The organism is Citrobacter koseri ATCC BAA-895 (assembly GCF_000018045.1).
GTDB classification, from domain to species: Bacteria; Pseudomonadota; Gammaproteobacteria; order Enterobacterales; family Enterobacteriaceae; genus Citrobacter_B; species Citrobacter_B koseri.
In genome coordinates, this window is record NC_009792.1 from 4658904 (window position 1) to 4681112 (window position 22209).

At 49.0% G+C, this 22209-nt stretch carries 24 protein-coding genes; 13 read left to right on the plus strand and 11 right to left on the minus strand.

Annotated features, from left to right (window positions below; all coding sequences use genetic code 11):
- Window positions 1-5 precede the first annotated feature (5 nt).
- On the plus strand, window positions 6-692 hold the full coding sequence (rfaY, locus tag CKO_RS21610) for a lipopolysaccharide core heptose(II) kinase RfaY (protein ID WP_012135755.1): 687 nt from the start codon (window positions 6-8) through the stop codon (window positions 690-692).
- A 53-nt stretch (window positions 693-745) separates the two neighbouring features.
- Here the strand turns inward: rfaY and tdh are convergent, their stop codons facing one another.
- Both tdh and kbl read right to left on the minus strand, forming a co-directional pair.
- Window positions 746-1771 carry an L-threonine 3-dehydrogenase gene (gene tdh / locus CKO_RS21615; protein WP_012135756.1) on the minus strand — a complete coding sequence of 342 codons (1026 nt, stop codon included), beginning with the start codon at window positions 1769-1771 and terminating at the stop codon, window positions 746-748.
- A 9-nt stretch (window positions 1772-1780) separates the two neighbouring features.
- Window positions 1781-2977 (minus strand): glycine C-acetyltransferase, encoded by a 1197-nt coding sequence (gene kbl, locus CKO_RS21620; protein ID WP_012135757.1) that lies wholly within the window; start codon window positions 2975-2977, stop codon window positions 1781-1783.
- 215 nt (window positions 2978-3192) lie between these two features.
- Between kbl and rfaD the strand changes: the two genes are divergently transcribed.
- The 7 genes from rfaD to CKO_RS21655 are packed head-to-tail and all read left to right on the plus strand — an operon-like array spanning window position 3193 to window position 10462.
- Window positions 3193-4125, plus strand: coding sequence for an ADP-glyceromanno-heptose 6-epimerase (gene rfaD, locus CKO_RS21625; protein ID WP_012135758.1), 933 nt, complete (start codon window positions 3193-3195; stop codon window positions 4123-4125).
- 8 nt (window positions 4126-4133) lie between these two features.
- Window positions 4134-5180: an ADP-heptose--LPS heptosyltransferase RfaF gene (rfaF, locus tag CKO_RS21630; RefSeq protein ID WP_012135759.1), complete on the plus strand. Its 1047-nt coding sequence runs from the start codon at window positions 4134-4136 to the stop codon at window positions 5178-5180.
- A gap of 3 nt (window positions 5181-5183) precedes the next feature.
- Window positions 5184-6152 (plus strand): lipopolysaccharide heptosyltransferase RfaC, encoded by a 969-nt coding sequence (gene rfaC, locus CKO_RS21635; RefSeq protein WP_024131061.1) that lies wholly within the window; start codon window positions 5184-5186, stop codon window positions 6150-6152.
- 18 nt (window positions 6153-6170) lie between these two features.
- On the plus strand, window positions 6171-7454 hold the full coding sequence (locus tag CKO_RS21640; protein WP_012135761.1) for an O-antigen ligase family protein: 1284 nt from the start codon (window positions 6171-6173) through the stop codon (window positions 7452-7454).
- The gene (locus CKO_RS21645; RefSeq protein WP_012135762.1) at window positions 7447-8460 is read left to right on the plus strand and encodes a glycosyltransferase family 2 protein; all 1014 of its coding nucleotides are present in this window, start codon (window positions 7447-7449) and stop codon (window positions 8458-8460) included. The genes CKO_RS21640 and CKO_RS21645 overlap by 8 nt, the downstream gene beginning before the upstream one ends.
- 1 nt (window position 8461) lies before the next feature.
- The gene (gene rfaQ, locus CKO_RS21650) at window positions 8462-9517 is read left to right on the plus strand and encodes a lipopolysaccharide core heptosyltransferase RfaQ (protein ID WP_012135763.1); all 1056 of its coding nucleotides are present in this window, start codon (window positions 8462-8464) and stop codon (window positions 9515-9517) included.
- Window positions 9518-10462: a glycosyltransferase family 8 protein gene (locus CKO_RS21655; RefSeq protein WP_012135764.1), complete on the plus strand. Its 945-nt coding sequence runs from the start codon at window positions 9518-9520 to the stop codon at window positions 10460-10462.
- Between the two features lie 26 nt (window positions 10463-10488).
- On the opposite strand, the gene CKO_RS21660 is transcribed toward CKO_RS21655, so the two are convergent.
- From CKO_RS21660 to CKO_RS21675, 4 genes are read right to left on the minus strand one after another with little or no spacing between them, the layout of a single operon-like run.
- A complete protein-coding gene (locus CKO_RS21660; RefSeq protein WP_012135765.1) occupies window positions 10489-11481 on the minus strand; it encodes a glycosyltransferase family 8 protein in 993 nt (330 codons plus the stop codon).
- 37 nt (window positions 11482-11518) lie between these two features.
- Window positions 11519-12538, minus strand: coding sequence for a glycosyltransferase family 8 protein (locus tag CKO_RS21665; protein WP_012135766.1), 1020 nt, complete (start codon window positions 12536-12538; stop codon window positions 11519-11521).
- Window positions 12539-12569: 31 nt separating this feature from the next.
- A complete protein-coding gene (gene rfaP / locus CKO_RS21670) occupies window positions 12570-13367 on the minus strand; it encodes a lipopolysaccharide core heptose(I) kinase RfaP (RefSeq protein WP_012135767.1) in 798 nt (265 codons plus the stop codon).
- Entirely contained in the window at window positions 13360-14484 is a 1125-nt protein-coding gene (locus tag CKO_RS21675; RefSeq protein WP_012135768.1) for a glycosyltransferase family 4 protein, read from the minus strand. The genes rfaP and CKO_RS21675 overlap by 8 nt, the downstream gene beginning before the upstream one ends.
- A 422-nt stretch (window positions 14485-14906) precedes the next feature.
- On the opposite strand from CKO_RS21675, the gene waaA reads away from it, so the two are divergent.
- Entirely contained in the window at window positions 14907-16184 is a 1278-nt protein-coding gene (gene waaA, locus CKO_RS21680; RefSeq protein ID WP_012135770.1) for a lipid IV(A) 3-deoxy-D-manno-octulosonic acid transferase, read from the plus strand.
- An 8-nt stretch (window positions 16185-16192) separates the two neighbouring features.
- Window positions 16193-16672 carry a pantetheine-phosphate adenylyltransferase gene (gene coaD, locus CKO_RS21685; protein WP_012135771.1) on the plus strand — a complete coding sequence of 160 codons (480 nt, stop codon included), beginning with the start codon at window positions 16193-16195 and terminating at the stop codon, window positions 16670-16672.
- Window positions 16673-16723: 51 nt separating this feature from the next.
- On the opposite strand, the gene mutM is transcribed toward coaD, so the two are convergent.
- The 4 genes from mutM to radC all read right to left on the minus strand — a co-directional run bounded on the left by mutM (window position 16724) and on the right by radC (window position 18935).
- Window positions 16724-17533: a bifunctional DNA-formamidopyrimidine glycosylase/DNA-(apurinic or apyrimidinic site) lyase gene (mutM, locus tag CKO_RS21690; RefSeq protein ID WP_012135772.1), complete on the minus strand. Its 810-nt coding sequence runs from the start codon at window positions 17531-17533 to the stop codon at window positions 16724-16726.
- Between the two features lie 98 nt (window positions 17534-17631).
- Window positions 17632-17799: a 50S ribosomal protein L33 gene (gene rpmG / locus CKO_RS21695; RefSeq protein ID WP_001051798.1), complete on the minus strand. Its 168-nt coding sequence runs from the start codon at window positions 17797-17799 to the stop codon at window positions 17632-17634.
- 20 nt (window positions 17800-17819) lie between these two features.
- Window positions 17820-18056, minus strand: a complete 237-nt coding sequence (gene rpmB / locus CKO_RS21700; protein WP_003024071.1) for a 50S ribosomal protein L28 — start codon at window positions 18054-18056, stop codon at window positions 17820-17822.
- Window positions 18057-18272: 216 nt separating this feature from the next.
- Window positions 18273-18935, minus strand: a complete 663-nt coding sequence (radC, locus tag CKO_RS21705; RefSeq protein WP_012135774.1) for a RadC family protein — start codon at window positions 18933-18935, stop codon at window positions 18273-18275.
- A gap of 173 nt (window positions 18936-19108) precedes the next feature.
- On the opposite strand from radC, the gene coaBC reads away from it, so the two are divergent.
- The 3 genes from coaBC (at window position 19109) to slmA (ending at window position 21471) form a co-directional block, all read left to right on the plus strand.
- Window positions 19109-20329, plus strand: a complete 1221-nt coding sequence (coaBC, locus tag CKO_RS21710) for a bifunctional phosphopantothenoylcysteine decarboxylase/phosphopantothenate--cysteine ligase CoaBC (protein ID WP_024131062.1) — start codon at window positions 19109-19111, stop codon at window positions 20327-20329.
- Entirely contained in the window at window positions 20307-20765 is a 459-nt protein-coding gene (gene dut, locus CKO_RS21715) for a dUTP diphosphatase (RefSeq protein ID WP_006687626.1), read from the plus strand. Before coaBC ends, dut begins: the two co-directional genes overlap by 23 nt.
- Window positions 20766-20874: 109 nt before the next feature.
- The gene (gene slmA, locus CKO_RS21720; protein ID WP_012135776.1) at window positions 20875-21471 is read left to right on the plus strand and encodes a nucleoid occlusion factor SlmA; all 597 of its coding nucleotides are present in this window, start codon (window positions 20875-20877) and stop codon (window positions 21469-21471) included.
- Window positions 21472-21546: 75 nt separating this feature from the next.
- Here the strand turns inward: slmA and pyrE are convergent, their stop codons facing one another.
- Entirely contained in the window at window positions 21547-22188 is a 642-nt protein-coding gene (pyrE, locus tag CKO_RS21725; protein WP_024131063.1) for an orotate phosphoribosyltransferase, read from the minus strand.
- Window positions 22189-22209: the final 21 nt, after the last annotated feature.

The following is a 22209-nucleotide window of genomic DNA, read 5'->3' on the forward strand; positions in this document are numbered from 1 at the left end:
AAGTGATGACCATCAGTAAGACACATGAAAAGGGCTATACGGTCTATTACAAAGAGGAAAATAAAGACCTTAAGTCCCTGATGGATAAGTATATGAATAACGAAATCAGTGGCAAACCGCTGAACAGCGGCAACGAATTCCGCAGCGTAGAACTTGTTAAATACCAGTCACGGAAGTTCATCATCAAAAACGATCGCGAAATAGACCCACGATTTGAGAAAAAGATTCAGAATTTTCTCTCCGGGCCTTTTTATTCTCAGCTGATCCAAAAACTGGACAGCCTGGCGCCACAAGTGCGTGCCTGTACCGCCGATCTCTACTGTGTGGCCGAGAAAACACGTTTTCGCCAGTGCTATGATGTGTATACCCTTCATGAATATATTGAAGGGGAGCCATTAAATGATATTAATGAAAGCAATAAAGAAGATATTAAGGCGTGTATTCAGCAACTGCACCGGGCAGGTCTGGCCTCCAATGATATTCATGCCGGAAACTTTATCCGCACACCTTCCGGGGAATTGCGCATCATCGACTTATCCTGCAAAGGAAGTCTGAAAATTTGCCAGGCAAATGATATTTTAGTATTACAAAATAAATACCATATGAATATTGAAGGTCAGGGTCTGGTTTATAAACTTATTCAGCTTAAAGAGAAATTCAGACGCTTATCCCGCAAGATGCGCGGAAAATAAAAACGCCATTTTACGGCCAGGTTCGGGAAAACCTGGCCGCCAGCAGGATGCTGTCAGTCCCAGCTCAGAATCACTTTTCCTGACTGGCCTGAACGCATCGCATCAAAGCCTTTCTGGAACTCATCAATGGAGAAACGGTGGGTGATGATCGGAGACAGATCCAGGCCAGACTGAATCAGCGCCGCCATCTTATACCAGGTTTCAAACATCTCACGACCGTAAATACCTTTAATAAACAGCCCTTTGAAGATCACCTTCGTCCAGTCGATAGACATATCTGAAGGTGGAATCCCCAGCATCGCGATACGACCGCCGTGGTTCATGGTATCCAGCATGGCGCGAAACGCAGGCGGCGCACCGGACATCTCCAGGCCGACATCAAACCCTTCAGTCATGCCCAGATTAGCCATCACGTCGGTCAGGTTCTCTTTCGCAACGTTCACCGTGTGGATGATGCCCATTTTACGCGCCAGTTCCAGACGGTACTCATTCACATCCGTGATCACGACATGACGCGCGCCCACATGTTTCGCTACCGCCGCCGCCATGATGCCGATCGGGCCGGCACCGGAAACCAGCACATCTTCACCGACCAGATCGAACGACAGCGCCGTGTGTACGGCATTGCCGAAGGGGTCGAAGATAGAGGCTAAATCATCGGAGATGTTATCCGGGATCTTAAAGGCGTTAAACGCCGGAAGTACCAGATATTCCGCAAAACAACCGGGACGGTTAACACCGACACCCAGAGTATTGCGGCACAAATGCGTACGGCCACCGCGACAGTTACGACAATGGCCGCAGGTAATATGGCCTTCGCCGGAAACGCGATCGCCAATCCTGAAGCCTTTAACTTCCTGACCGATACCGACCACCTCGCCGACATATTCATGCCCTACCACCATCGGAACCGGGATGGTTTTTTGCGACCATTCATCCCAGTTATAGATGTGAACGTCAGTGCCGCAGATGGCTGTTTTACGGATTTTAATCAGCAGATCGTTATGCCCGACTTCCGGTACCGGAACGTCAGTCATCCAGATGCCCTCTTCCGCTTTCAGTTTGGATAACGCTTTCATCTCACATCCTCAGGCAATAACGCCCAGTTGTTTACCAATACGTGTGAACGCCTCAACCGCACGCGTGATTTGCTCAGGGGTATGCGCCGCAGACATCTGGGTACGAATACGCGCCTGACCTTTCGGAACAACCGGATAGAAGAATCCGGTCACGTAAATCCCCTCTTTTTGCAGTTCGCGGGCAAATTGCTGCGCAACCACCGCATCACCCAGCATCACTGGAATAATAGCGTGATCGGCGCCAGCCAGCGTGAAGCCCGCAGCGGACATTTGCTCACGGAACTGACGCGCATTCGCCCACAGGCGATCGCGCAGTTCGCTCCCCGCCTCAACCATCTCCAGCACTTTAAGGGAGGCCGCCACAATGGCAGGCGCCAGGGAATTCGAGAACAGATACGGACGGGAACGCTGACGCAGCCACTCCACCACCTCTTTACGCGCCGCCGTATAACCGCCAGATGCCCCACCCAGCGCTTTGCCTAACGTACCGGTAATGATGTCCACGCGTCCCATTACGTCACAGTATTCGTGAGAACCGCGACCGTTCTCCCCGACAAAACCGACAGCATGGGAGTCATCAACCATCACCAGCGCGCCGTAAATGTCTGCCAGGTCACAGACGCCTTTCAGGTTAGCGATAACGCCGTCCATCGAGAACACGCCGTCGGTGGCGATCAGCACATGACGAGCGCCAGCTTCACGAGCCTCTTTCAGACGCGCTTCCAGCTCCTGCATATCGTTGTTGGCATAGCGAAAACGCTTCGCTTTACACAGACGAACGCCATCAATAATCGAGGCGTGGTTTAACGCATCCGAGATAATCGCATCTTCTGCGCCCAGCAGGGTTTCGAACAAGCCGCCGTTGGCGTCGAAGCAGGAAGAGTACAGAATAGCGTCTTCCATACCGAGGAAGTCCGCCAGTTTTTGCTCCAGCTGTTTATGACTGTCCTGAGTGCCGCAGATAAAGCGCACTGAAGCCATGCCAAACCCGTGAGAATCCATTCCCGCTTTTGCTGCCGCAATCAGTTCGGGATGGTTAGCCAGCCCCAGATAGTTGTTGGCGCAAAAGTTGATGACGTGGCTTCCGTCTGCCACGGTGATGTCCGCCTGCTGCGCAGACGTGATAATGCGCTCTTCTTTAAACAATCCTTCCGCACGGGCGGTTTCCAGATCGTTGGTTAACTGCTTATAAAAATCCCCACGCATTGCGATTCTCCAGACCAGGCAAATTTCAGCACATATTACCCAAAGCTATACATTGATACGAGATGACGCATCATCACTTCTTGAAAATGCAGCATAAATCACGCGTACCCGCACAGCTTATCGGTGAATGGCTGAAGCCTGGGCCGTGTAGTGATATGATAAGAAGTATTCGTGTCTGAGATTGTCTCTGACTCCATAATTCGAAGGTTACAGTTATGATCATCGTTACCGGCGGCGCGGGCTTTATCGGCAGCAACATCGTTAAGTCCCTGAATGATAAAGGCATCACCGATATTCTGGTGGTAGACAACCTGAAAGACGGCACCAAGTTCGTCAACCTGGTGGACCTGAATATTGCTGACTATATGGATAAGGAAGACTTCCTGATCCAGATTATGGCCGGAGAAGAGTTCGGCGATATCGAAGCTGTTTTCCACGAAGGCGCCTGCTCTTCCACCACCGAGTGGGACGGCAAGTATATGATGGACAACAACTATCAATACTCCAAAGAGCTGCTGCACTACTGCCTGGAACGTGACATTCCGTTCCTGTATGCCTCCTCTGCGGCAACTTACGGCGGTCGCACCTCTGACTTCATTGAGTCTCGTGAATATGAGAAACCGCTAAACGTTTACGGCTACTCTAAATTCCTGTTCGACGAGTATGTACGCCAGATCCTGCCTGAAGCCAGCTCGCAGATTGTGGGTTTCCGCTATTTCAACGTTTACGGACCGCGTGAAGGCCATAAAGGCAGCATGGCGAGCGTCGCTTTCCATCTGAATACTCAGCTCAACAACGGTGAAACGCCGAAACTGTTTGAAGGCAGCGAAAACTTCAAACGCGATTTTGTCTACGTCGGCGACGTGGCTGATGTAAACCTGTGGTTCTGGGAAAACGGCGTGTCCGGCATCTTTAACCTGGGCACCGGGCGCGCGGAATCCTTCCAGGCCGTGGCGGATGCCGCGCTGGCTTATCACAAGAAAAGCGACCTTGAGTACATTCCGTTCCCGGAAAAACTGAAAGGCCGTTACCAGGCGTTCACGCAGGCGGATCTGACCAATCTGCGCGCCGCAGGCTATGACAAACCGTTCAAGACCGTTGCCGAAGGCGTAACGGAGTATATGGCCTGGCTGAATCGCGACGCGTAAGAAGAAACATGAAAATACTGGTGATTGGTCCGTCCTGGGTAGGCGACATGATGATGTCGCAAAGTCTCTATCGCACGCTCAAGGCGCGCTATCCCCAGGCGATAATCGACGTGATGGCGCCCGCGTGGTGCCGCCCGTTATTGTCGCGTATGCCGGAGGTCAACGACGCGATCCCCATGCCGCTTGGCCACGGGGCGCTGGAAATTGGCGAGCGGCGCAAGCTCGGTCATCGTCTGCGTGAAAAGCGCTATGACCGCGCCTATGTTCTGCCGAATTCGTTTAAATCCGCACTCGTTCCTTTCTTTGCCGGCATTCCGCATCGCACCGGCTGGCGCGGCGAGATGCGCTACGGCCTGCTCAACGACGCGCGCGTGTTAGATAAAGAGGCCTGGCCATTAATGGTGGAACGCTATGTGGCACTGGCCTACGACAAAGGCGTTATGCGTACTGCCCAGGATCTGCCGCAGCCTCTGTTATGGCCGCAGCTACAGGTGAGCGAGGGCGAAAAGTCCCTCATCTGCAACGAATTTTCTCTTTCCGCTGAACGTCCGATGATCGGTTTTTGCCCCGGCGCGGAATTTGGCCCGGCGAAACGCTGGCCGCATTATCACTATGCGGAACTGGCAAAGCAGCTCATCGATGAAGGCCACCAGATCGTCTTGTTTGGCTCAGCAAAAGATCATGACGCCGGAAATGAAATTCTGGCTACACTGAATACTGAGCAGCAGGTCTGGTGCCGCAACCTGGCGGGAGAAACGCAGCTGGAACAAGCTGTTATCCTTCTATCCGCCTGCAAAGCCGTTGTTACGAATGACTCTGGTTTAATGCATGTCGCCGCTGCGCTGAACCGTCCGCTGGTCGCGCTGTACGGCCCCAGCAGCCCGGACTTTACTCCCCCACTTTCGCATAAAGCGCGGGTTATCCGTCTGATTACGGGTTATCACAAGGTGCGCAAAGGGGATGCTGCGGAAGGGTATCATCAGAGCCTGATTGACATCACGCCGACGCGTGTCCTGGAAGAACTCAATAGTCTGTTATTACAAGAGGAAGCCTGACGGATGCGGGTTCTGATAGTCAAAACATCATCAATGGGGGATGTGTTACACACATTGCCCGCACTGACTGACGCACAGCAAGTCATCCCGGGTATTCAGTTTGATTGGGTGGTAGAAGAAGGATTCGCGCAAATTCCATCCTGGCACGATGCTGTCGATCGCGTGATTCCCGTCGCTATTCGCCGTTGGCGTAAGGCCTGGTTTTCCGCGCCCATCAAAGCTGAACGTAAAGCCTTTCGCGATGCCGTACAGGCACAGCAATACGATGCGATTATTGATGCCCAGGGGCTGGTAAAAAGCGCGGCGCTGGTCACAAGACTGGGACGCGGCGTAAAGCACGGCATGGACTGGAGTACGGCCCGGGAGCCCCTGGCCAGCCTGTTTTACAACCAAAAGCATCACATCGCTAAAGCGCAGCATGCCGTTGAACGCACCCGCGAGCTGTTCGCCAAAAGCCTGGGGTACAGCAAGCCACAGTCCCAGGGCGATTATGCGATTGCGCAACATTTCCTGAGCAATCTGAATGCAGACGCAGGGCAATATGCGGTATTTTTACACGCGACTACCCGAGACGATAAGCACTGGCCAGAAGCAAACTGGCGAGATCTGATCGGCCAACTGCGTGATGCGGGTGTACGCATTAAGCTGCCCTGGGGTGCGCCCCATGAAGAAGCACGGGCAAAAAGATTAGCGGAAGGATTTGATTATGTGGATGTTTTACCACGAATGAGTCTGGAAGAGGTCGCACGCGAGTTGGCGGGGGCAAAATTTGTAGTGTCCGTTGATACCGGGCTTAGCCATTTAACCGCCGCCCTTGATCGACCTAATATCACGCTGTATGGCCCGACCGATCCGGGACTGATTGGGGGATATGGGAAGAATCAGTGCGCGCAAAAGAGTCATTCAGGGAAGATGTCAACTCTGAGTGCGGATGCCGTCAAAGTATCATTGCTTGATTTTAATTTGCTATAACTTTTAAAGAGATTAATCATGCTTCGTGGACACACGTTTTCTCGCTTTATCCGCAGCACGCAAAATAATCCGTTTAACGTTATCTATTTTTTATTTTATGCCGGGTGTCTGACGACCCTGGCGATGCTGCTGATCAATCCAGACGAAGCTTTAAAAGTTTTTATTGCATGTGCGGTTCTGTCGCTACCGATTATCGGTAAACACAGCAAGTCACTTCTGAGTGATAAGAAAAACCTGCTGTTACCCGTGATGCTGCTGCTCTTCGGTTTAGTACAAATTATTTGGGTTGAGATCTTTAAAGAACCGGGCTCATCCTTTACTGGCGCTTATCGCTCATACCAGAACGGCGGTAAGGTGATGATCTTTGCCGCACTGATTGCCACAGCCCTGCAATCGCCAATCGCATGTGCGATGAAAGATCGTATAACCCGCTACTGGGTGATTACGACGGCTGTTGGTTTGTATCTTTTTGCGGGTTATCAACTCCTCACCTCACCAGATCCGCTTAACTACCGTGTCGAACTGGGTTTTGAACATCCGACAGGAGCGGCTTATGCGTTGACGTTTGTCGCATTGCTCGCGTCACAGGCCATCATCAACTTGCGGCTAAAGCATACAATCCTGCTCTATTTATTACACTTTTTGGTATCACTGGCGGTTATCACTATAACGCAAACCCGCGCCGCCATTCTGGTCTATCCGGTTCTGAGCATAGGGCTATTTTTCTTACACTATCGGCATAACCGTACCGTTTTGCTGCGTACGTTACTGGCCTTTATTGTTCTCGCGGGGCTGGCGGCAATCCCTTTAAAATCGGTGATTGAAAAGCGCTATAACAGCTTCGTAACCGATATGCATTCTTACAGTAAGAAGAACAGTAATACCTCGATTGGCGCCCGACTCGCGATGCAACGGGCGGGTATTGATGCTGGAAAAAACCACTACTGGGGCCAATCACTTGAACAACGCGATGCTGGAATGCGGGATTTTGCCCGACAGGATACCTCGTTAAGAGGAGCACTTGGGTTCGTCGACATCCATTTGCATAACGAATTCATTGATACTTTTTCTCTTAAAGGGATTTCTGGCGTCATCGCTCTGCTCTTTTTGTATCTGGCGATGTTTTTAAAAGCTTATACACAACGTAGCCCTCTGTTATTCATCATTTCCAGTGCTATAGTTATCTATGGTTTAAGCGACTTATTATTATACGCCAAAGGTGAAACTCTGAGCAGTATGCTGGCATTATGCGCGGCGATGATGCTGACACCAGGCACGATGAGAGAGTTATGCCATGATTAACGCTTCAGATTATTTGCTGAGCATTATTATACCGGCATACAACAATGCCGAATTCATTACGGATACGCTGGCGTCTTTACATCAGGGCATCACTAATGAGGTAGAAGTAATCATTATTAATGATGGCTCAACGGATTTGACTGAAGAACGCATAAATGCGTTTTATCGCGAACATCATTGCAACAACGTGAAATACATCTACCAGGAAAATCATGGTGTTGCGATTACCCGCAACGTCGGGCTTTCACATGCGACAGGGAAGTATATTGGCTTTGTTGACAGCGATGACATTATTAGCCCGGATTATTTTTCGGTTCTTCTCCCTAAATTAAGAGAAGAGAAATATGATATCGTTGAATTCAACTTAACCCGTGACATTAATAATCTCTATCAATGCCAAAAAGATAAGCCGGATGCAGTAAAACAGAGTGAAATCACGTTAACGGATGAAAATTTAACGCAGTTATTACCCACTTTCCGTGCGGGTCAATGGCACCTTGTAACAAAATTCTTTCGCCGTGACATTATTGGGCAAGACCGCTTTGAAGAACATCATCGTTATGAGGACATTATTTTTTGTCCATTTCAATACTTTAAATGCCATAAGATCTTAAAAATAGATAACAAGCTATATTATTATCGAATAAACGATCGGAGCATTACCGAGAATATTCTTGAAAATGATGCACAATATATTTTCTTCGCCATGCGTAAAATGTGTGACTATATAAAAGAAAATGATGAAAAACGAACTGTAGCCACATTAATGATCATTAACTGCTTCCTTGAAGGACGCAAGTTGCTGCGCAAGAAGAAAGGTTATTATCGCTACGAAGAAGATATGATCAGTGACATTCAAGATGCACTGACATGCTGTGATACAAGCATCGTTAAAAGAAAAGTTATTTATAAAATGAAGTACCCACACATTGATCGTTTTATTTCAAAAATACGATTTAAAGCCATAAACGCTTGCAAAATGTTATTTGTTAGCAAGGAAAGTTAATATGTTTGATAAAGTAGAAAGAATTCTTATTTGCAAGCTTAAGTTTTATGGCGATGTTCTGCTCATTACCCCTGTTATTGCCAGTCTCCAGGCACGTTATCCGCACGCAAAAATTGATCTTCTTCTTTATAAAGACACCAGGGCAATTTTGGCTGCTGATGAGAGAATCAACAACTTTTACCTTATTGAAAAAAAGAAAGGTCTGCTGGAAACCATTAAAAATTATATATCGGTACGCCGCCAGCTGAAAAAAAACCACTATGACCTTATTGTCAACTTAACCGAACAATGGCCTATTGGCGCACTTATCGCTTCCCTACGCCGCCCCTCTATTGCCTTTAAAAGGGACAAGAAGCAGTGGAATTGCCTTTTTACAAAAGTCACACCAACAACCGGAACTCATATTGTTGAGCAAAACTTATCCATTCTAAAAGGCCTCGACTTTAGTGAAAGCGAGCTCAAAAAAGAGATGTTGCTCTGCTATCGCGAGAGTGACTATCAATATTTGCTGACCCAACTCCCCGCGCTTTTCATGCAAAAATACGTTGTGATTCAACCCACTGCAAGACAGTCTTTTAAGTGCTGGGATGACGAGAAATTTGCGCATGTCATAGATTATTTGCAGCAACGCGGTCTGCATGTTTACCTGACCTGTGGACCCGCAGTACAAGAACAGCAGCAGGTAGCGCGTATCGCCGGACTGTGTCAATCACCACCAGACCTGACGGTGGCAGGTAAAACGACCTTCCTGCAACTGGCGGCGTTAATCGATCATGCAGTACTGTATATCGGCGTGGACTCCGCCCCCATGCATATGGCTGCCGCATTAGGTACGCCGCAGGTATGTTTGTTTGGCGCCACAAATTATCAACAGTGGAAACCCTGGTCAGATAAAGCTGCGCTGATCTGGGCAGGCGATTATCATCCAATGCCGACCCGGGCAGAACTGGACAGATCCCGGAAATACCTGACCTGGATACCAGAACACGCAGTTATTGACGCTATCGACACTGTGCTCCATGATAGCAACCCGGTTGAAGGAAATGAGACAGCGTAAATGGATAACAAAACTAACGTAATTAATATTGCCTACTGCACAGATGCTAATTATCTGGAGTATGTTGCCGTATCCATTATGTCTGTCATAATGAATAACCCTGAGCAATCTCTCGCATTTTTTGTCTTTGTCTATGATGTCAGCGATGAAGACATTGCGAAGCTACAGTCGACCAGTAATAAAATTCAGGTTATCACGATCGATAAGGCTGATATTGAAAAATATAACAATGATTTTGCGATAAAACATCTCAATCGCTCAACTTATATGCGTCTGGCTGTGCCCCGTTTACTTAAAGACAAAGTAGCACGTTTTATCTATCTTGATGCCGATACGCTATGCTTTGACTCACTCAGTGAAATTAACAGCGTTGATATTGATAATGTTGTTTGCGCCGTCAGCCATGACTCTCTCAACATTCATGATAATAAACACGCCCGGCGATTAGGGCTGAGCATCGATCACTATTTTAACGCTGGTTTCCTTTATATTAATGTCGCGAACTGGATTAAGCATGACATTGAACATAAAGCAAATACCGTGTTATTTGAGCAAGGAAAATCATTGCCTTACTTTGATCAGGACGCACTCAACATTGCAATGAACGGCAATATTACGTTTATTGATAACCGCTGGAATTTCCTGTTTAACTGGTTTACTGACGAACAGAAAGAAAATTTCTTCTATCACAGTGACACGCTGCCAAGAATCATTCATTTTACGGGCGGAAGAAAGCCGTGGTATAAAGAACATACGGGGCTGTCGCAACAGCTTTATGTTTTCTACCACCATTTCACGCCCTGGCGGAATGCAGAGTTACGCTCTTATGCCCCTCGTATGAGACCTACCGATTATCGGGTGTACTCCCGTCAGGCGGCAAAAAAAGGAAATTATTTTACCGCCATAAAATGGTACGCAAAGTACCTCAAAACCAAGATTCATTAAAAAAAAGCTCCCCGAGGGGAGCTTTTTTACTTACCTTTGACTTTTTCGGCCAGATAGCCTATGTAGCTGATAATTGAAGTAATATATTTACCCTGTAGCCTTTCATGACGTGACTTCTTCTTATACTGCTTTGGCGTTCTGGCAGGCAACAACGGCACATTCGCCCATGGTGAAGCCTTCCATGCCTCCACAAAATACTGTGCAGACGGATAATTTGCCCAGGAATTCCAGGGTTTAGTTACCCCAATATAGTGAATAAGAATGGTATCCGCCGTTATATATTCTTTATAGCGTGATATATCTTTGCTTTTTAACTCTTGTTTTATACCATATATCGCATTGTAGATACGCGGTAAAAAGATCACCTTATTTAAGAAAAGAATATTTAAAACATCCTGATCGGGGAAAGAGAGTTTCTGATTTTTATCCAGGAGGATATCAAATGCAGCACCAATAAAGTTCTGCTCTTTCCACTTTTTAAGATTCGCATAGATCACACCAGAGTTAAAATAATCACTATTTTTCTCAATATCTCTGGCAGGACTATCATCGACGTCCCTTACTACCGCAGCAACATGCTCATCAAGGTTGAGATGACTCAATTCAACAAGTGAGCCTTTGCATATCACGTCTGCATCAATGTACAGGAGTGAATCAACTTTTTCGCCTAAATATTCAAATGCGATAAAGCGGAAATACATCGCATGAGACCAGGCATTACCGCTGGGCAACACCTTTAGCCCCTCGGCATCCATAACATATATTGAGATGTTAGTAGAGAATTGCTGCGCCAGCATACTTATTTTCTGTTGATAATCATCATCCACATAATCAGTAAAAAGATGGAAATGGATATTGATGTCTTTATTATGTATCAACACTGATGTCATCGAAATCGCGGCGCCAAACATGAAGTTTTTATCAACACCCCAGGCGATATTGAGTTGTGGACTCTCCCCGGCTGGTGCTTGATTAAAATCAAGTATCTTTTTTATAGACTGATGGCAATCAAAAATCATTCACTACACCTATTTAAATTTATTTTCAACAAGCCACTCAATGCACTTTAGCGCCGTGTAGCTTATTTTTAATATACATTATATGGCTAAATATAGAACGAATATATTTTCGCTGTATCCTTTCATGGCGTGACTTACGCTTATATAATTTTGCCGTATTTGCATTGAGTAACGATTTTTCGGCCCATGCCGATTTTTTATAAGCCTCAATAAAGTACTTAGAAACCGGATAGTTAGCCCACGTATGCCACGGTTTTGTCACGCCGACATAATGAATTAATACCGTACTCTCAGTGATAAAGTCCTGATAACGATATTCATTTTTATTCTTCAGTTCCTGGTCTACGCCATAAATACAATTAAAATCACGCCTCAGCAGGATCACATGCCCAACAAATAAGATATTCAGGATATCCTGGTCAAAATAAAGCAGTTCTTTCTGACGCTCATGCAAAACTTCAAAGGCTTTGGATAACAGTTTTTTTTCTCTCCAGACATGGAGATTAGCGAATACCACCCCTGAATTAAAATAGTCACGAGCTAACTCAGGAATACCCAGTCTCTGCCCGGATTTTAAACGTACTCGATCAATATCATTAACAACAGCCGCATATTCTCCGGCAAAATGAATATCCGTCAGTTCCCGCAGCGAATTTTTACAAACGATATCGGCATCCAGATACAGCACAGAATCCAGTTCACGACTTAAATACTCGAACGCAAAATAGCGATAGTACATCGCATAGGTCCATGCTTTAGTACTCGGCAACTTGCGAAACGCCTCATTATCGAAAACTAAGACCGTTACCGTTGTACCATACATTTGCGTGAGTCGTTCCACGCTTTCCAGGTACTCATCATCAACATAGTCCGTCACAACATAGAAATGGATATCAATATCAGGGTTGTTCACCAACACTGATGTCATTGAAATTCCAGAGCCAAATAAAAAATTTCGATCTACACCATATGCAATATTCAGCTTTTTGCTTTTCTGGTGTGTAGCGTTGTCGATAACCTTTTTTTGAATTATTACGTTTTCAAAATCAATGTTCATGATGAGATCACCTCAAACCCTGTATGTGATTTTATAACGCTTTTCTTATCGTTCTTTGTTTGATTTTTTGTGCTTTCGCCGCCGCTTGTTCAAGCAAACTGGCTTCCTTGCGAAGAATTTCACGCAGTGGCATCGAGAAATAAACGCGTAAAAAACGATAAATATCTCTCGAGGTCAGGCCAATTTCGAGTGAGGAGAAATAGAGTCCAATCAGATCCTTATCACGCCAGCGACGCGGTACCCGGCGACGAATTTGCGCGCGATGCAGATCAATCACGGAAAGTTTTATATCAGCCACATCAGCCGGTAATGGTTGCTGTAGTAAAAAATGGCAAATATAACAATCCCGATGATTCACCCCACCACGATGCATTTTCCCCACCATCTCCGCCAGTCGGGTGATAATGGTTCGTTTTAAGGTGAGGTCAGGACGTTCTTCACTCCACCTGGCGCAAAAGTCTTCAAGGCTTATTGCCGGCGAGAGATCTTCCGTGATGATAAACGATGTCCGCTGCAACGGATTCAACCCTTTTTGCCCAAACGCGACGCCGGTCATGGTATCAACATTCAGTGATTGCAGACGGTGAATAGCCAGCCACTCGCGATCTGCGCCAAGAACGGGCATACGCAAGGAAATGAGGTTTTTTAGCACTTCTTTCAGCGTGGTTCCGTGATGGTATTTCAGGAAATACCCTTTACCCATCATCTCAAAACGCAGCGTCCTCCGGGTCTCCAGAGCGCGGAAAACCTCTCCGTCCAGTTTCGTTACTTCGACAAACGGATCTTTACCTTGCCACTGCGTAGCGAATGGCTCTTTTAATTCAATCATTCTCAAAACCTAAAATGATATCAGCCGCTTTATCAGCCAGACTGTAGAGATCTTCTGTATCGGCAAAGTGTCTTGCATGACTTGCCCATTCACTTCGCTGCTCACCTTTCTCCAGCGCATCGCAGAGGGAATCATTCAGGACTTCCTGTGCAAAAGGCTCCGGTATAACAACGCCACACTGCGCAGCATTGATATAGTGCGCATATCCACAAACTTCGGTGGTCAACACGGGTAGCCCGGCGACAATCGCCTCTAATAATACGATTCCGGCCGCTTCCTGAACGGCAGGATGAAGCAGCAAATCAGCAGCAGACATCAGCGCTGAAATATCATCGCGCCCTGAAAAAAACTGCACCTGCTTCTCAATCCCTAATTGACGCGCCTGGGCCTGATACCGGTCGGCCTTGTCTTGCCCGACAACCATCAATTGCGTACGTTGACGTATTGCTTCAGGTAAAGAAGCTACCGCCAGTAACGTTCTTGGTACGCCTTTGCGTTTAAAATCCGAACCTACCTGCAAAAGCAGGAACTGATCTAACCCAATGCCATTTTTTTCTCTGACAATCTGTCTGCTGTTTTCAGGTTGCTGGCTGTATTTCCTGTCCGGGTATATCCCTGGCGGCAAAATATGAAAACGGCGATCCTCAGTATGATAATGATGCTTAAAGTCACCGATTTGCTTATTTGTTAACATCAAAAGCTCGGTATAAGCACCTTGCTGGAAGGTCGCTTTTTCAAAAGCTGCATAGTGCTTATAACGACTGGTCAGCTTATAAAAGAAACCCTTTTCACGGGCGACTTTTTCCGCGTAGCACACATCTGCCGCATAATAGACATCAAGCCCGGGCATTTTATTAAACCCAACGACGCGATCGACGGGATGTTGGCTCAGGTAACTCTGAACCCACTGATAATACTGCTCATTTTTTCCATGATTAGTTCTGGCAGTCACCGGAACAAGGATAATTTCAAGGTCGGAGGGACGTTCGCCCTGCCACTGTTGAGTCAATACCTGAACATGATGGCCACGTGCCGCAACCGTATGCGCTATTCGCAGGAAATCACGCTGCAACCCGCCATAGGGAAAATATTTGTACAAACAAAAAGCAATGGTCATGCAATAATATCCGCGTTACGTCGCCAAACATCCCAGGCCAGGCAGGTAAAAGCGCCGTAATCTTTGTCTGCAAACAAAGACTACCCTCCATATTCCCGGCGCCCTGAAGGCTGATGGCTGCCTGAATTTGCGCAGTAGTATACCATTGATTAGCTCCCGAACCGAAATGAATGTTTTTTAAGCAAAAAGTTAATTTTTAATTTCAAAACAATAAGATGTAAACCATTACTATTGAAAGACAGAGTACGATTTCACGCGTTATTCGGCGTTAACAGCCTGTTTTGATGTATCTGGAGAAAAACACCTACCGCAAATAATGTATTGTCAATTCAGGTGTTTTAGTGCAACAAGGATAAAAATGATGGTAAAGCCCAGGCTAAATACATAGAATCCCCAGCACATCCATCAGTCAGCTATTTACTATGCTCGAATTGCTTTACACCGCCCTTCTCTACCTTATTCAGCCCTTGATCTGGATACGGCTTTGGGTGCGTGGACGTAAAGCGCCAGCCTACCGTAAACGCTGGGGCGAACGTTACGGTTTTTACCGTCATCCGCTTAAACCTGGCGGGATCATGCTGCATTCCGTCTCTGTGGGTGAAACACTGGCGGCAATTCCTTTAGTTCGCGCCCTGCGACACCGTTATCCTGATTTGCCGATCACCGTCACCACCATGACACCTACCGGCTCAGAGCGCGTACAGTCCGCATTCGGCAGCGATGTTCAGCACGTCTATCTTCCTTATGATTTGCCCGATGCGCTCAACCGTTTCCTGAATAAAGTTGACCCTAAACTGGTGTTGATTATGGAAACCGAGCTCTGGCCGAACCTGATTGCCGCGCTGCATAAACGTCATATTCCGTTGGTTATCGCCAACGCGCGCCTTTCCGCCCGGTCGGCTGCTGGCTATACAAAGCTGGGGAAATTTGTTCGCAGACTGCTGCGGCGCATTACGCTAATCGCGGCGCAGAATGAAGAAGATGGCGCGCGTTTTATCGCGTTGGGTGCGAAAAATAACCAGCTCACCGTCACCGGCAGTCTGAAATTTGATATTTCCGTGACGCCGCAGCTTGCAGCAAAAGCAGTTACGCTGCGTCGCCAGTGGGCGCCGCACCGCCCGGTGTGGATCGCCACCAGTACGCATGACGGCGAAGAGAGTATTGTTATCGCCGCCCATCAGGCATTGCTGCATCAATTCCCTAACCTGCTGCTGATTCTGGTTCCTCGCCATCCAGAGCGGTTCCCGGATGCGATTAACCTCGTGCGCCAGGCAGGGCTCAGCTATACCACGCGTTCCTCAGGAGAGGTGCCGTCCGCCAGTACCCAGGTTGTTATTGGCGATACAATGGGCGAATTAATGCTACTGTATGGTATTGCGGACCTCGCATTTGTCGGCGGTTCGTTGGTTGAACGCGGAGGACATAACCCGCTGGAAGCTGCCGCACACGCAATACCGGTATTGATGGGCCCTCATACCTTTAACTTCAAAGATATTTGCGCCCGACTGGAGCAAGCAAGCGGGCTGATTACCGTAACCGATGCCACAACGCTGGTAAAAGAGGTTTCGTCTTTACTGACCGACGCGGATTATCGTAATTTCTACGGTCGACACGCCGTTGAAGTACTGTACCAAAACCAGGGTGCGCTACAGCGTCTGTTACAACTGCTGGAACCTTACCTGCCACCGAAAACGCATTGAGGGCTGTCATGCAAAAACGGGCGATTTACCCAGGAACCTTCGATCCGATCACCAACGGCCATATTGATATCGTGACGCGCGCGACGCAGATGTTTGATCACGTTATCCTCGCCATTGCCGCCAGCCCCAGCAAAAAACCGATGTTTACCCTTGAAGAGCGTGTAGCGCTGGCGCAACAGGCGACGGCGCACCTCGGCAACGTGGAAGTCATGGGATTCAGTGACTTAATGGCCAACTTCGCGCGCATTCAGCAGGCCAATATTTTGATTCGCGGCTTGCGCGCCGTGGCTGATTTTGAATATGAAATGCAGCTGGCGCACATGAATCGTCATTTAATGCCGCAGCTTGAAAGCGTCTTCCTGATGCCTTCAAAAGAGTGGTCTTTTATCTCTTCTTCGCTGGTAAAAGAAGTGGCGCGCCATCAGGGCGACGTTACCCACTTCTTACCGGAGAACGTTCATCAGGCCCTGATGGATAAGCTGAAGTAAAACGCTTTTACCGGATGGCGCGTCAGCGCGTTATCCGGCCTGCAATCCATCTTATTTCTGACACTGACGGCAGTAGAACGTCGCCCGTTGCGCGTGTTTAGCCGCAACGATCGGCGTACCGCAAACCCGGCACGGTTCCCCTTTACGTCCGTAAACCTGCAACTCCTGAGCAAAATAGCCCGGCTTACCGTCGCTTTGCAGAAAATCTTTCAACGTTGTACCCCCCTGCTCGATGGAACGCAGTAAAACGGCCTTAATCACGCGGGCCAGCAGCTCACACTCGACCTGCGATAATGACGACGCCAGACGGTCAGGATGGATGCCTGCCGCAAACAACGACTCGCTGGCGTAGATATTTCCCACGCCCACCACCAGTTTGTTATCCATCAGCCAGGGTTTAATTGCCGTTTTCTTCTTCGCACATTTCTGCTGCAAATAGGCCCCGTTAAAATCGTCGCTCAGCGGCTCAGGGCCGAGATGCGCCAGCACGTTATGCCCTTCCAGCTCTTTCGTCCACAGCCAGGCGCCAAAGCGGCGAGGATCGGTGTAGCGCAGGACTTTGCCATTGCTCATCACCAGATCAACGTGGTCATGTTTTTCAGCGGGAAGTTCTTCAGGAAGGATACGCAAACTGCCCGACATTCCCAGATGAATGATGATCCAGCCATCCGGTAACTCCAGCAGCAAATATTTCGCGCGGCGTTGAACGCTGAGAACGGGTTTATCGCTCAGGCGGTAGATCTCTTCCGATACCGGCCAGCGCAGACGTCCATTACGCACATTGGCATGCAGAATGGTTGCCCCAACCAGATGCGGTTCAATGCCGCGGCGGCTGGTTTCAACTTCAGGTAATTCAGGCATAACGTCTCCGGCTCTGTTTCAGGTCTCATTAATATGGGGACGGCCAGAAAACAAAAAACCCCGCCGAAGCGAGGTTTTTCACTACATCAAAGCGAGAATTATTTGATTTTCGCTTCTTTGTAGATAACGTGCTGACGGACAACTGGATCGAACTTTTTCAGTTCCAGTTTTTCCGGCTTAGTACGTTTGTTCTTCGTGGTGGTATAGAAGTGACCAGTACCAGCAGAAGAAACCAGCTTGATTTTCTCACGAATACCTTTAGCCATGATTTATTTCCTCTAAGTACTTAGTACTTTTCGCCACGGGCACGCAGTTCGGACAGAACTGTTTCGATGCCTTTCTTATCAATTACACGCATACCTTTAGCAGATACACGCAGGGTGACAAAACGCTTCTCGCTCTCAACCCAGAAACGGTGAGAGTGCAGGTTAGGCAGGAAACGGCGTTTAGTCGCGTTCAGTGCGTGGGAACGGTTGTTACCGGTCACCGGACGCTTGCCAGTAACTTGGCAGACTCGGGACATGTCTATTCTCCAAAAATCAAATTAGCTCGAGCTTCGTATGGGGTATTGGCGCCTCGTCAGGCTTCTCAGCCTGGTTATCGCAGTTCATTGTGAACTCTCGATTGCCAGGCCCAAATGCCAAACCCGAGATTCTCAAAGGTGGCGTAGTATACGCTGTGTAAGCGATGTGCTCAAGTCCCGAACAGACAAAGATCCCGATGGATCGCGCGAAGTGTTCTAAATCCAACCACGTTCGGCAAAAGAAACGTACTCTCCGCGCCCAATCACAAGGTGATCCAGTACTCGTATATCCATGAACTGACAACATTTTACGACACGTTCGGTGATGAGTTTATCCGCTTTGCTCGGTTCTGCACACCCCGAGGGGTGATTATGCGCAAGGATCACCGCAGAAGCATTTAATTTTATCGCCTCGCGGATAATCTCGCGCGGATGCACCTCGACATGATTCAGCGTGCCGGAAAAAAGACGGCTGTGTTTAATCACCCGGTGCCGGGCATCCAGAAAGATCACCAGGAAGATCTCCCGCTCTTCCCCCGTCAACTGGCTTTGCAGAAACTCACGCGTCATTTCCGGGCTCAACAACGCGTTTTCCTTCATCATGCGCGCCTTGTAATAGCGCCTTGCCAGTTCGGCAATCCCCTTAAGCTGCGCATACTTAGCGATACCGATACCTGTACCGCGAAATTGCGCGAAATCCGCAGACAGCAACCCATAGAGCGACCCACTGCGTTGCAGCGTTTCATGCGCCAGAGCCATCACATCTTTTCCTGGCACTCCTGTACGTAAAAAGAGCGCCAGCAGTTCAACATCCGTCAGCGAACCAATTCCTGACTTCAACATTTTTTCCCGGGGCATTAAACGTTCCGGCGCATCCATACGTTCACCTCCTTAAGCACGCCTCATGGTGGCATAGCTCCTGGGGTGAATCGACGCCCGTATTTCACTCCTGCGTAGCGCCTCGCAAAGTGAATTACGGGCAACTGCACGACGGGATTCAGGATTGTGATAAAATGTCCGCCTTCTGGTGCAATCCAACAGGAAAGATCATGATGAGCCTGGCTGGCAAAAAAATCGTTCTCGGCGTGAGCGGCGGCATTGCTGCCTATAAAGCCCCTGAACTGGTGCGTCGTTTACGCGAACGCGGCGCCGACGTCCGCGTGGCGATGACCGAAGCGGCAAAAGCCTTTATCACGCCCCTGAGCCTACAGGCGGTGTCGGGTTATCCCGTTTCTGACAGTCTGCTTGACCCTGCCGCAGAAGCCGCGATGGGCCATATTGAGCTGGGGAAATGGGCGGATTTAGTTATCCTCGCGCCAGCCACGGCAGATCTGATCGCTCGCGTTGCTGCCGGTATGGCCAACGATCTGGTTTCAACGATTTGTCTGGCGACATCCGCCCCGATTGCCGTACTTCCGGCCATGAACCAGCAAATGTATCGCGCCGCCGCCACGCAACATAATCTGGATGTACTCGCGTCACGCGAAATGCTTATCTGGGGGCCGGACAGCGGCAGCCAGGCGTGTGGAGACGTGGGGCCAGGACGCATGCTCGACCCGTTGACCATTGTGGATATGGCGGCAGCACATTTCTCTCCTGTCAACGATCTGCAACATCTCAACATCATGATTACGGCGGGCCCGACGCGCGAGCCGCTCGATCCGGTGCGTTATATCTCTAACCACAGCTCCGGTAAGATGGGATTTGCCATTGCCGCCGCCGCCGCACGACGCGGCGCCAACGTCACGCTGGTTTCCGGCCCCGTTGCGCTGCCCACGCCACCTTTTGTTCAGCGCATTGATGTGATGACCGCGCTGGAAATGGAAGCGGCAGTCCAGGCTGCGGTTCAGAAGCAGCATATTTTCATCGGCTGTGCTGCGGTTGCTGATTACCGTGCAGCCGCCGTCGCCAGTGAAAAAATTAAGAAACAGGCGACGCAGGGCGATGAATTAACAGTAAAAATGGTCAAGAACCCTGATATTGTCGCCGGGGTCGCCGCACTCAAAGACAAGCGGCCTTATGTCGTTGGGTTTGCCGCGGAAACAAATAATGTGGAAGAATACGCCCGGCAAAAACGTATCCGCAAAAACCTTGATCTGATCTGCGCGAACGATGTTTCGCTTTCAACTCAAGGATTTAATAGCGACAGCAACGCATTACACCTTTTCTGGCAGGATGGAGATAAAGCCTTACCGCTCGAACGGAAAGCGCTCCTGGGCCAATTATTACTCGACGAGATCGTGACCCGTTATGATGAAAAAAATCGACGTTAAGATTCTGGACCCGCGCGTTGGGCAGCAATTTCCGCTTCCAACTTATGCCACCTCCGGCTCCGCCGGACTTGACCTGCGCGCCTGTCTCGATGACGCCGTAGAACTGGCGCCTGGCGCAACGACGCTGGTGCCGACCGGTCTGGCGATTCATATTGCCGATCCGTCTCTGGCAGCGGTAATGCTGCCACGTTCCGGCCTGGGCCATAAGCATGGTATTGTGCTCGGCAATCTGGTCGGCCTGATCGACTCTGACTATCAGGGTCAGTTGATGGTTTCCATCTGGAACCGTGGCCAGGACAGCTTTACCATTGAGCCGGGCGAACGTATTGCTCAGATGGTTTTCGTACCAGTTGTACAGGCCGAATTTAATCTGGTGGAAGAGTTTGAAGCCACCGACCGTGGTGAAGGCGGCTTCGGCCATTCTGGTCGCAAGTAAGACATTTACGCATCCTGATAACGACATAACATCGCCGCAAACGCTGAGTTTGCGGTCATAGTGTGGATGCTCGCCTGGCAAGTGCTTATTTTCAGGGGTATTTTGTAACATGGCAGAAAAACAAACTGCGAAAAGGAATCGTCGCGAAGAAATACTTCAGTCTCTGGCGCTGATGCTGGAATCCAGCGATGGAAGCCAACGCATCACAACAGCGAAACTGGCAGCCTCCGTCGGCGTTTCTGAAGCGGCGCTGTATCGCCATTTTCCCAGTAAGACTCGCATGTTCGATAGTCTGATTGAGTTTATCGAAGACAGTCTGATTACCCGTATCAATCTGATCTTAAAAGATGAGAAAGACACCAGCGCGCGTCTGCGTTTAATTGTGTTGTTGATTCTGGGCTTCGGCGAACGCAACCCAGGCCTGACGCGTATCCTCACCGGTCATGCGTTAATGTTTGAACAAGATCGCCTGCAAGGACGGATTAACCAGCTGTTTGAGCGCATTGAAGCGCAGCTGCGTCAGGTTCTGCGGGAAAAAAGAATGCGCGAAGGCGAAGGGTACGCCACGGATGAAACCCTGCTGGCAAGTCAGTTGCTGGCGTTTTGTGAAGGGATGTTGTCCCGCTTTGTACGCAGCGAGTTCAAATACCGCCCAACGGACGATTTCGACGCCCGCTGGCCGTTGGTTGCTGCGCAATTGCAGTAACAGCGTAGCCGGATGGCGGCGATGCCTTATCCGGCCTTACAGGCCCGGTAAGCGCTACGCCGCCGGGCAATTCACTTAAACCCCGTACGCTTCCCGATACGCGCGCACTGCCGCCAGATGTTCCGCCATCTCTGGTTTCTCTTCCAGATACGCAATCAGGTCTTTCAGCGTGATAATCGAGATCACCTGACACCCGTAATCGCGTTCAACTTCCTGAATCGCGGAAATCTCGCCACGGCCACGCTCCTGACGATCCAAAGAAATCAGCACCCCCGCCAGACTTGCGCCATTCGCCTGGATAATCTCCATCGATTCACGAATTGCAGTACCCGCAGTGATCACATCATCCACCAGCATCACGCGTCCCTGTAATGGACTCCCGACCAGACTTCCGCCTTCACCGTGGTCTTTGGCTTCCTTACGGTTAAAGCAGTACGGCAGGTCTTTGTCATGGTGTTCCGCCAGTGCAACAGCGGTGGTCGTCGCAATCGGGATACCTTTATAGGCCGGACCAAACAGCAGATCGAAATCGATACCCGAATCCACCAACGCTTCGGCATAAAAACGTCCCAGCAGAGCCAGATCGCGCCCGGTATTAAACAGCCCGGCGTTGAAGAAATAGGGGCTTTTGCGCCCGGATTTCAGCGTAAATTCACCAAACTTTAGTACCTGCTTGTTAAGCGCAAACTCAATAAACTGGCGCTGATACGGTTTCATGGATTCGCTCCTCATTTCACT

Coding starts and splice junctions, on each gene's coding strand:
- rfaY (WP_012135755.1), top strand. CDS start 6: ATGACCATCAGTAAGACACATGAAAAGGGCTATACGGTCTATTACAAA.
- tdh (WP_012135756.1), bottom strand. CDS start 1,771: ATGAAAGCGTTATCCAAACTGAAAGCGGAAGAGGGCATCTGGATGACT.
- kbl (WP_012135757.1), bottom strand. CDS start 2,977: ATGCGTGGGGATTTTTATAAGCAGTTAACCAACGATCTGGAAACCGCC.
- rfaD (WP_012135758.1), top strand. CDS start 3,193: ATGATCATCGTTACCGGCGGCGCGGGCTTTATCGGCAGCAACATCGTT.
- rfaF (WP_012135759.1), top strand. CDS start 4,134: ATGAAAATACTGGTGATTGGTCCGTCCTGGGTAGGCGACATGATGATG.
- rfaC (WP_024131061.1), top strand. CDS start 5,184: ATGCGGGTTCTGATAGTCAAAACATCATCAATGGGGGATGTGTTACAC.
- CKO_RS21640 (WP_012135761.1), top strand. CDS start 6,171: ATGCTTCGTGGACACACGTTTTCTCGCTTTATCCGCAGCACGCAAAAT.
- CKO_RS21645 (WP_012135762.1), top strand. CDS start 7,447: ATGATTAACGCTTCAGATTATTTGCTGAGCATTATTATACCGGCATAC.
- rfaQ (WP_012135763.1), top strand. CDS start 8,462: ATGTTTGATAAAGTAGAAAGAATTCTTATTTGCAAGCTTAAGTTTTAT.
- CKO_RS21655 (WP_012135764.1), top strand. CDS start 9,518: ATGGATAACAAAACTAACGTAATTAATATTGCCTACTGCACAGATGCT.
- CKO_RS21660 (WP_012135765.1), bottom strand. CDS start 11,481: ATGATTTTTGATTGCCATCAGTCTATAAAAAAGATACTTGATTTTAAT.
- CKO_RS21665 (WP_012135766.1), bottom strand. CDS start 12,538: ATGAACATTGATTTTGAAAACGTAATAATTCAAAAAAAGGTTATCGAC.
- rfaP (WP_012135767.1), bottom strand. CDS start 13,367: ATGATTGAATTAAAAGAGCCATTCGCTACGCAGTGGCAAGGTAAAGAT.
- CKO_RS21675 (WP_012135768.1), bottom strand. CDS start 14,484: ATGACCATTGCTTTTTGTTTGTACAAATATTTTCCCTATGGCGGGTTG.
- waaA (WP_012135770.1), top strand. CDS start 14,907: ATGCTCGAATTGCTTTACACCGCCCTTCTCTACCTTATTCAGCCCTTG.
- coaD (WP_012135771.1), top strand. CDS start 16,193: ATGCAAAAACGGGCGATTTACCCAGGAACCTTCGATCCGATCACCAAC.
- mutM (WP_012135772.1), bottom strand. CDS start 17,533: ATGCCTGAATTACCTGAAGTTGAAACCAGCCGCCGCGGCATTGAACCG.
- rpmG (WP_001051798.1), bottom strand. CDS start 17,799: ATGGCTAAAGGTATTCGTGAGAAAATCAAGCTGGTTTCTTCTGCTGGT.
- rpmB (WP_003024071.1), bottom strand. CDS start 18,056: ATGTCCCGAGTCTGCCAAGTTACTGGCAAGCGTCCGGTGACCGGTAAC.
- radC (WP_012135774.1), bottom strand. CDS start 18,935: ATGGATGCGCCGGAACGTTTAATGCCCCGGGAAAAAATGTTGAAGTCA.
- coaBC (WP_024131062.1), top strand. CDS start 19,109: ATGAGCCTGGCTGGCAAAAAAATCGTTCTCGGCGTGAGCGGCGGCATT.
- dut (WP_006687626.1), top strand. CDS start 20,307: ATGATGAAAAAAATCGACGTTAAGATTCTGGACCCGCGCGTTGGGCAG.
- slmA (WP_012135776.1), top strand. CDS start 20,875: ATGGCAGAAAAACAAACTGCGAAAAGGAATCGTCGCGAAGAAATACTT.
- pyrE (WP_024131063.1), bottom strand. CDS start 22,188: ATGAAACCGTATCAGCGCCAGTTTATTGAGTTTGCGCTTAACAAGCAG.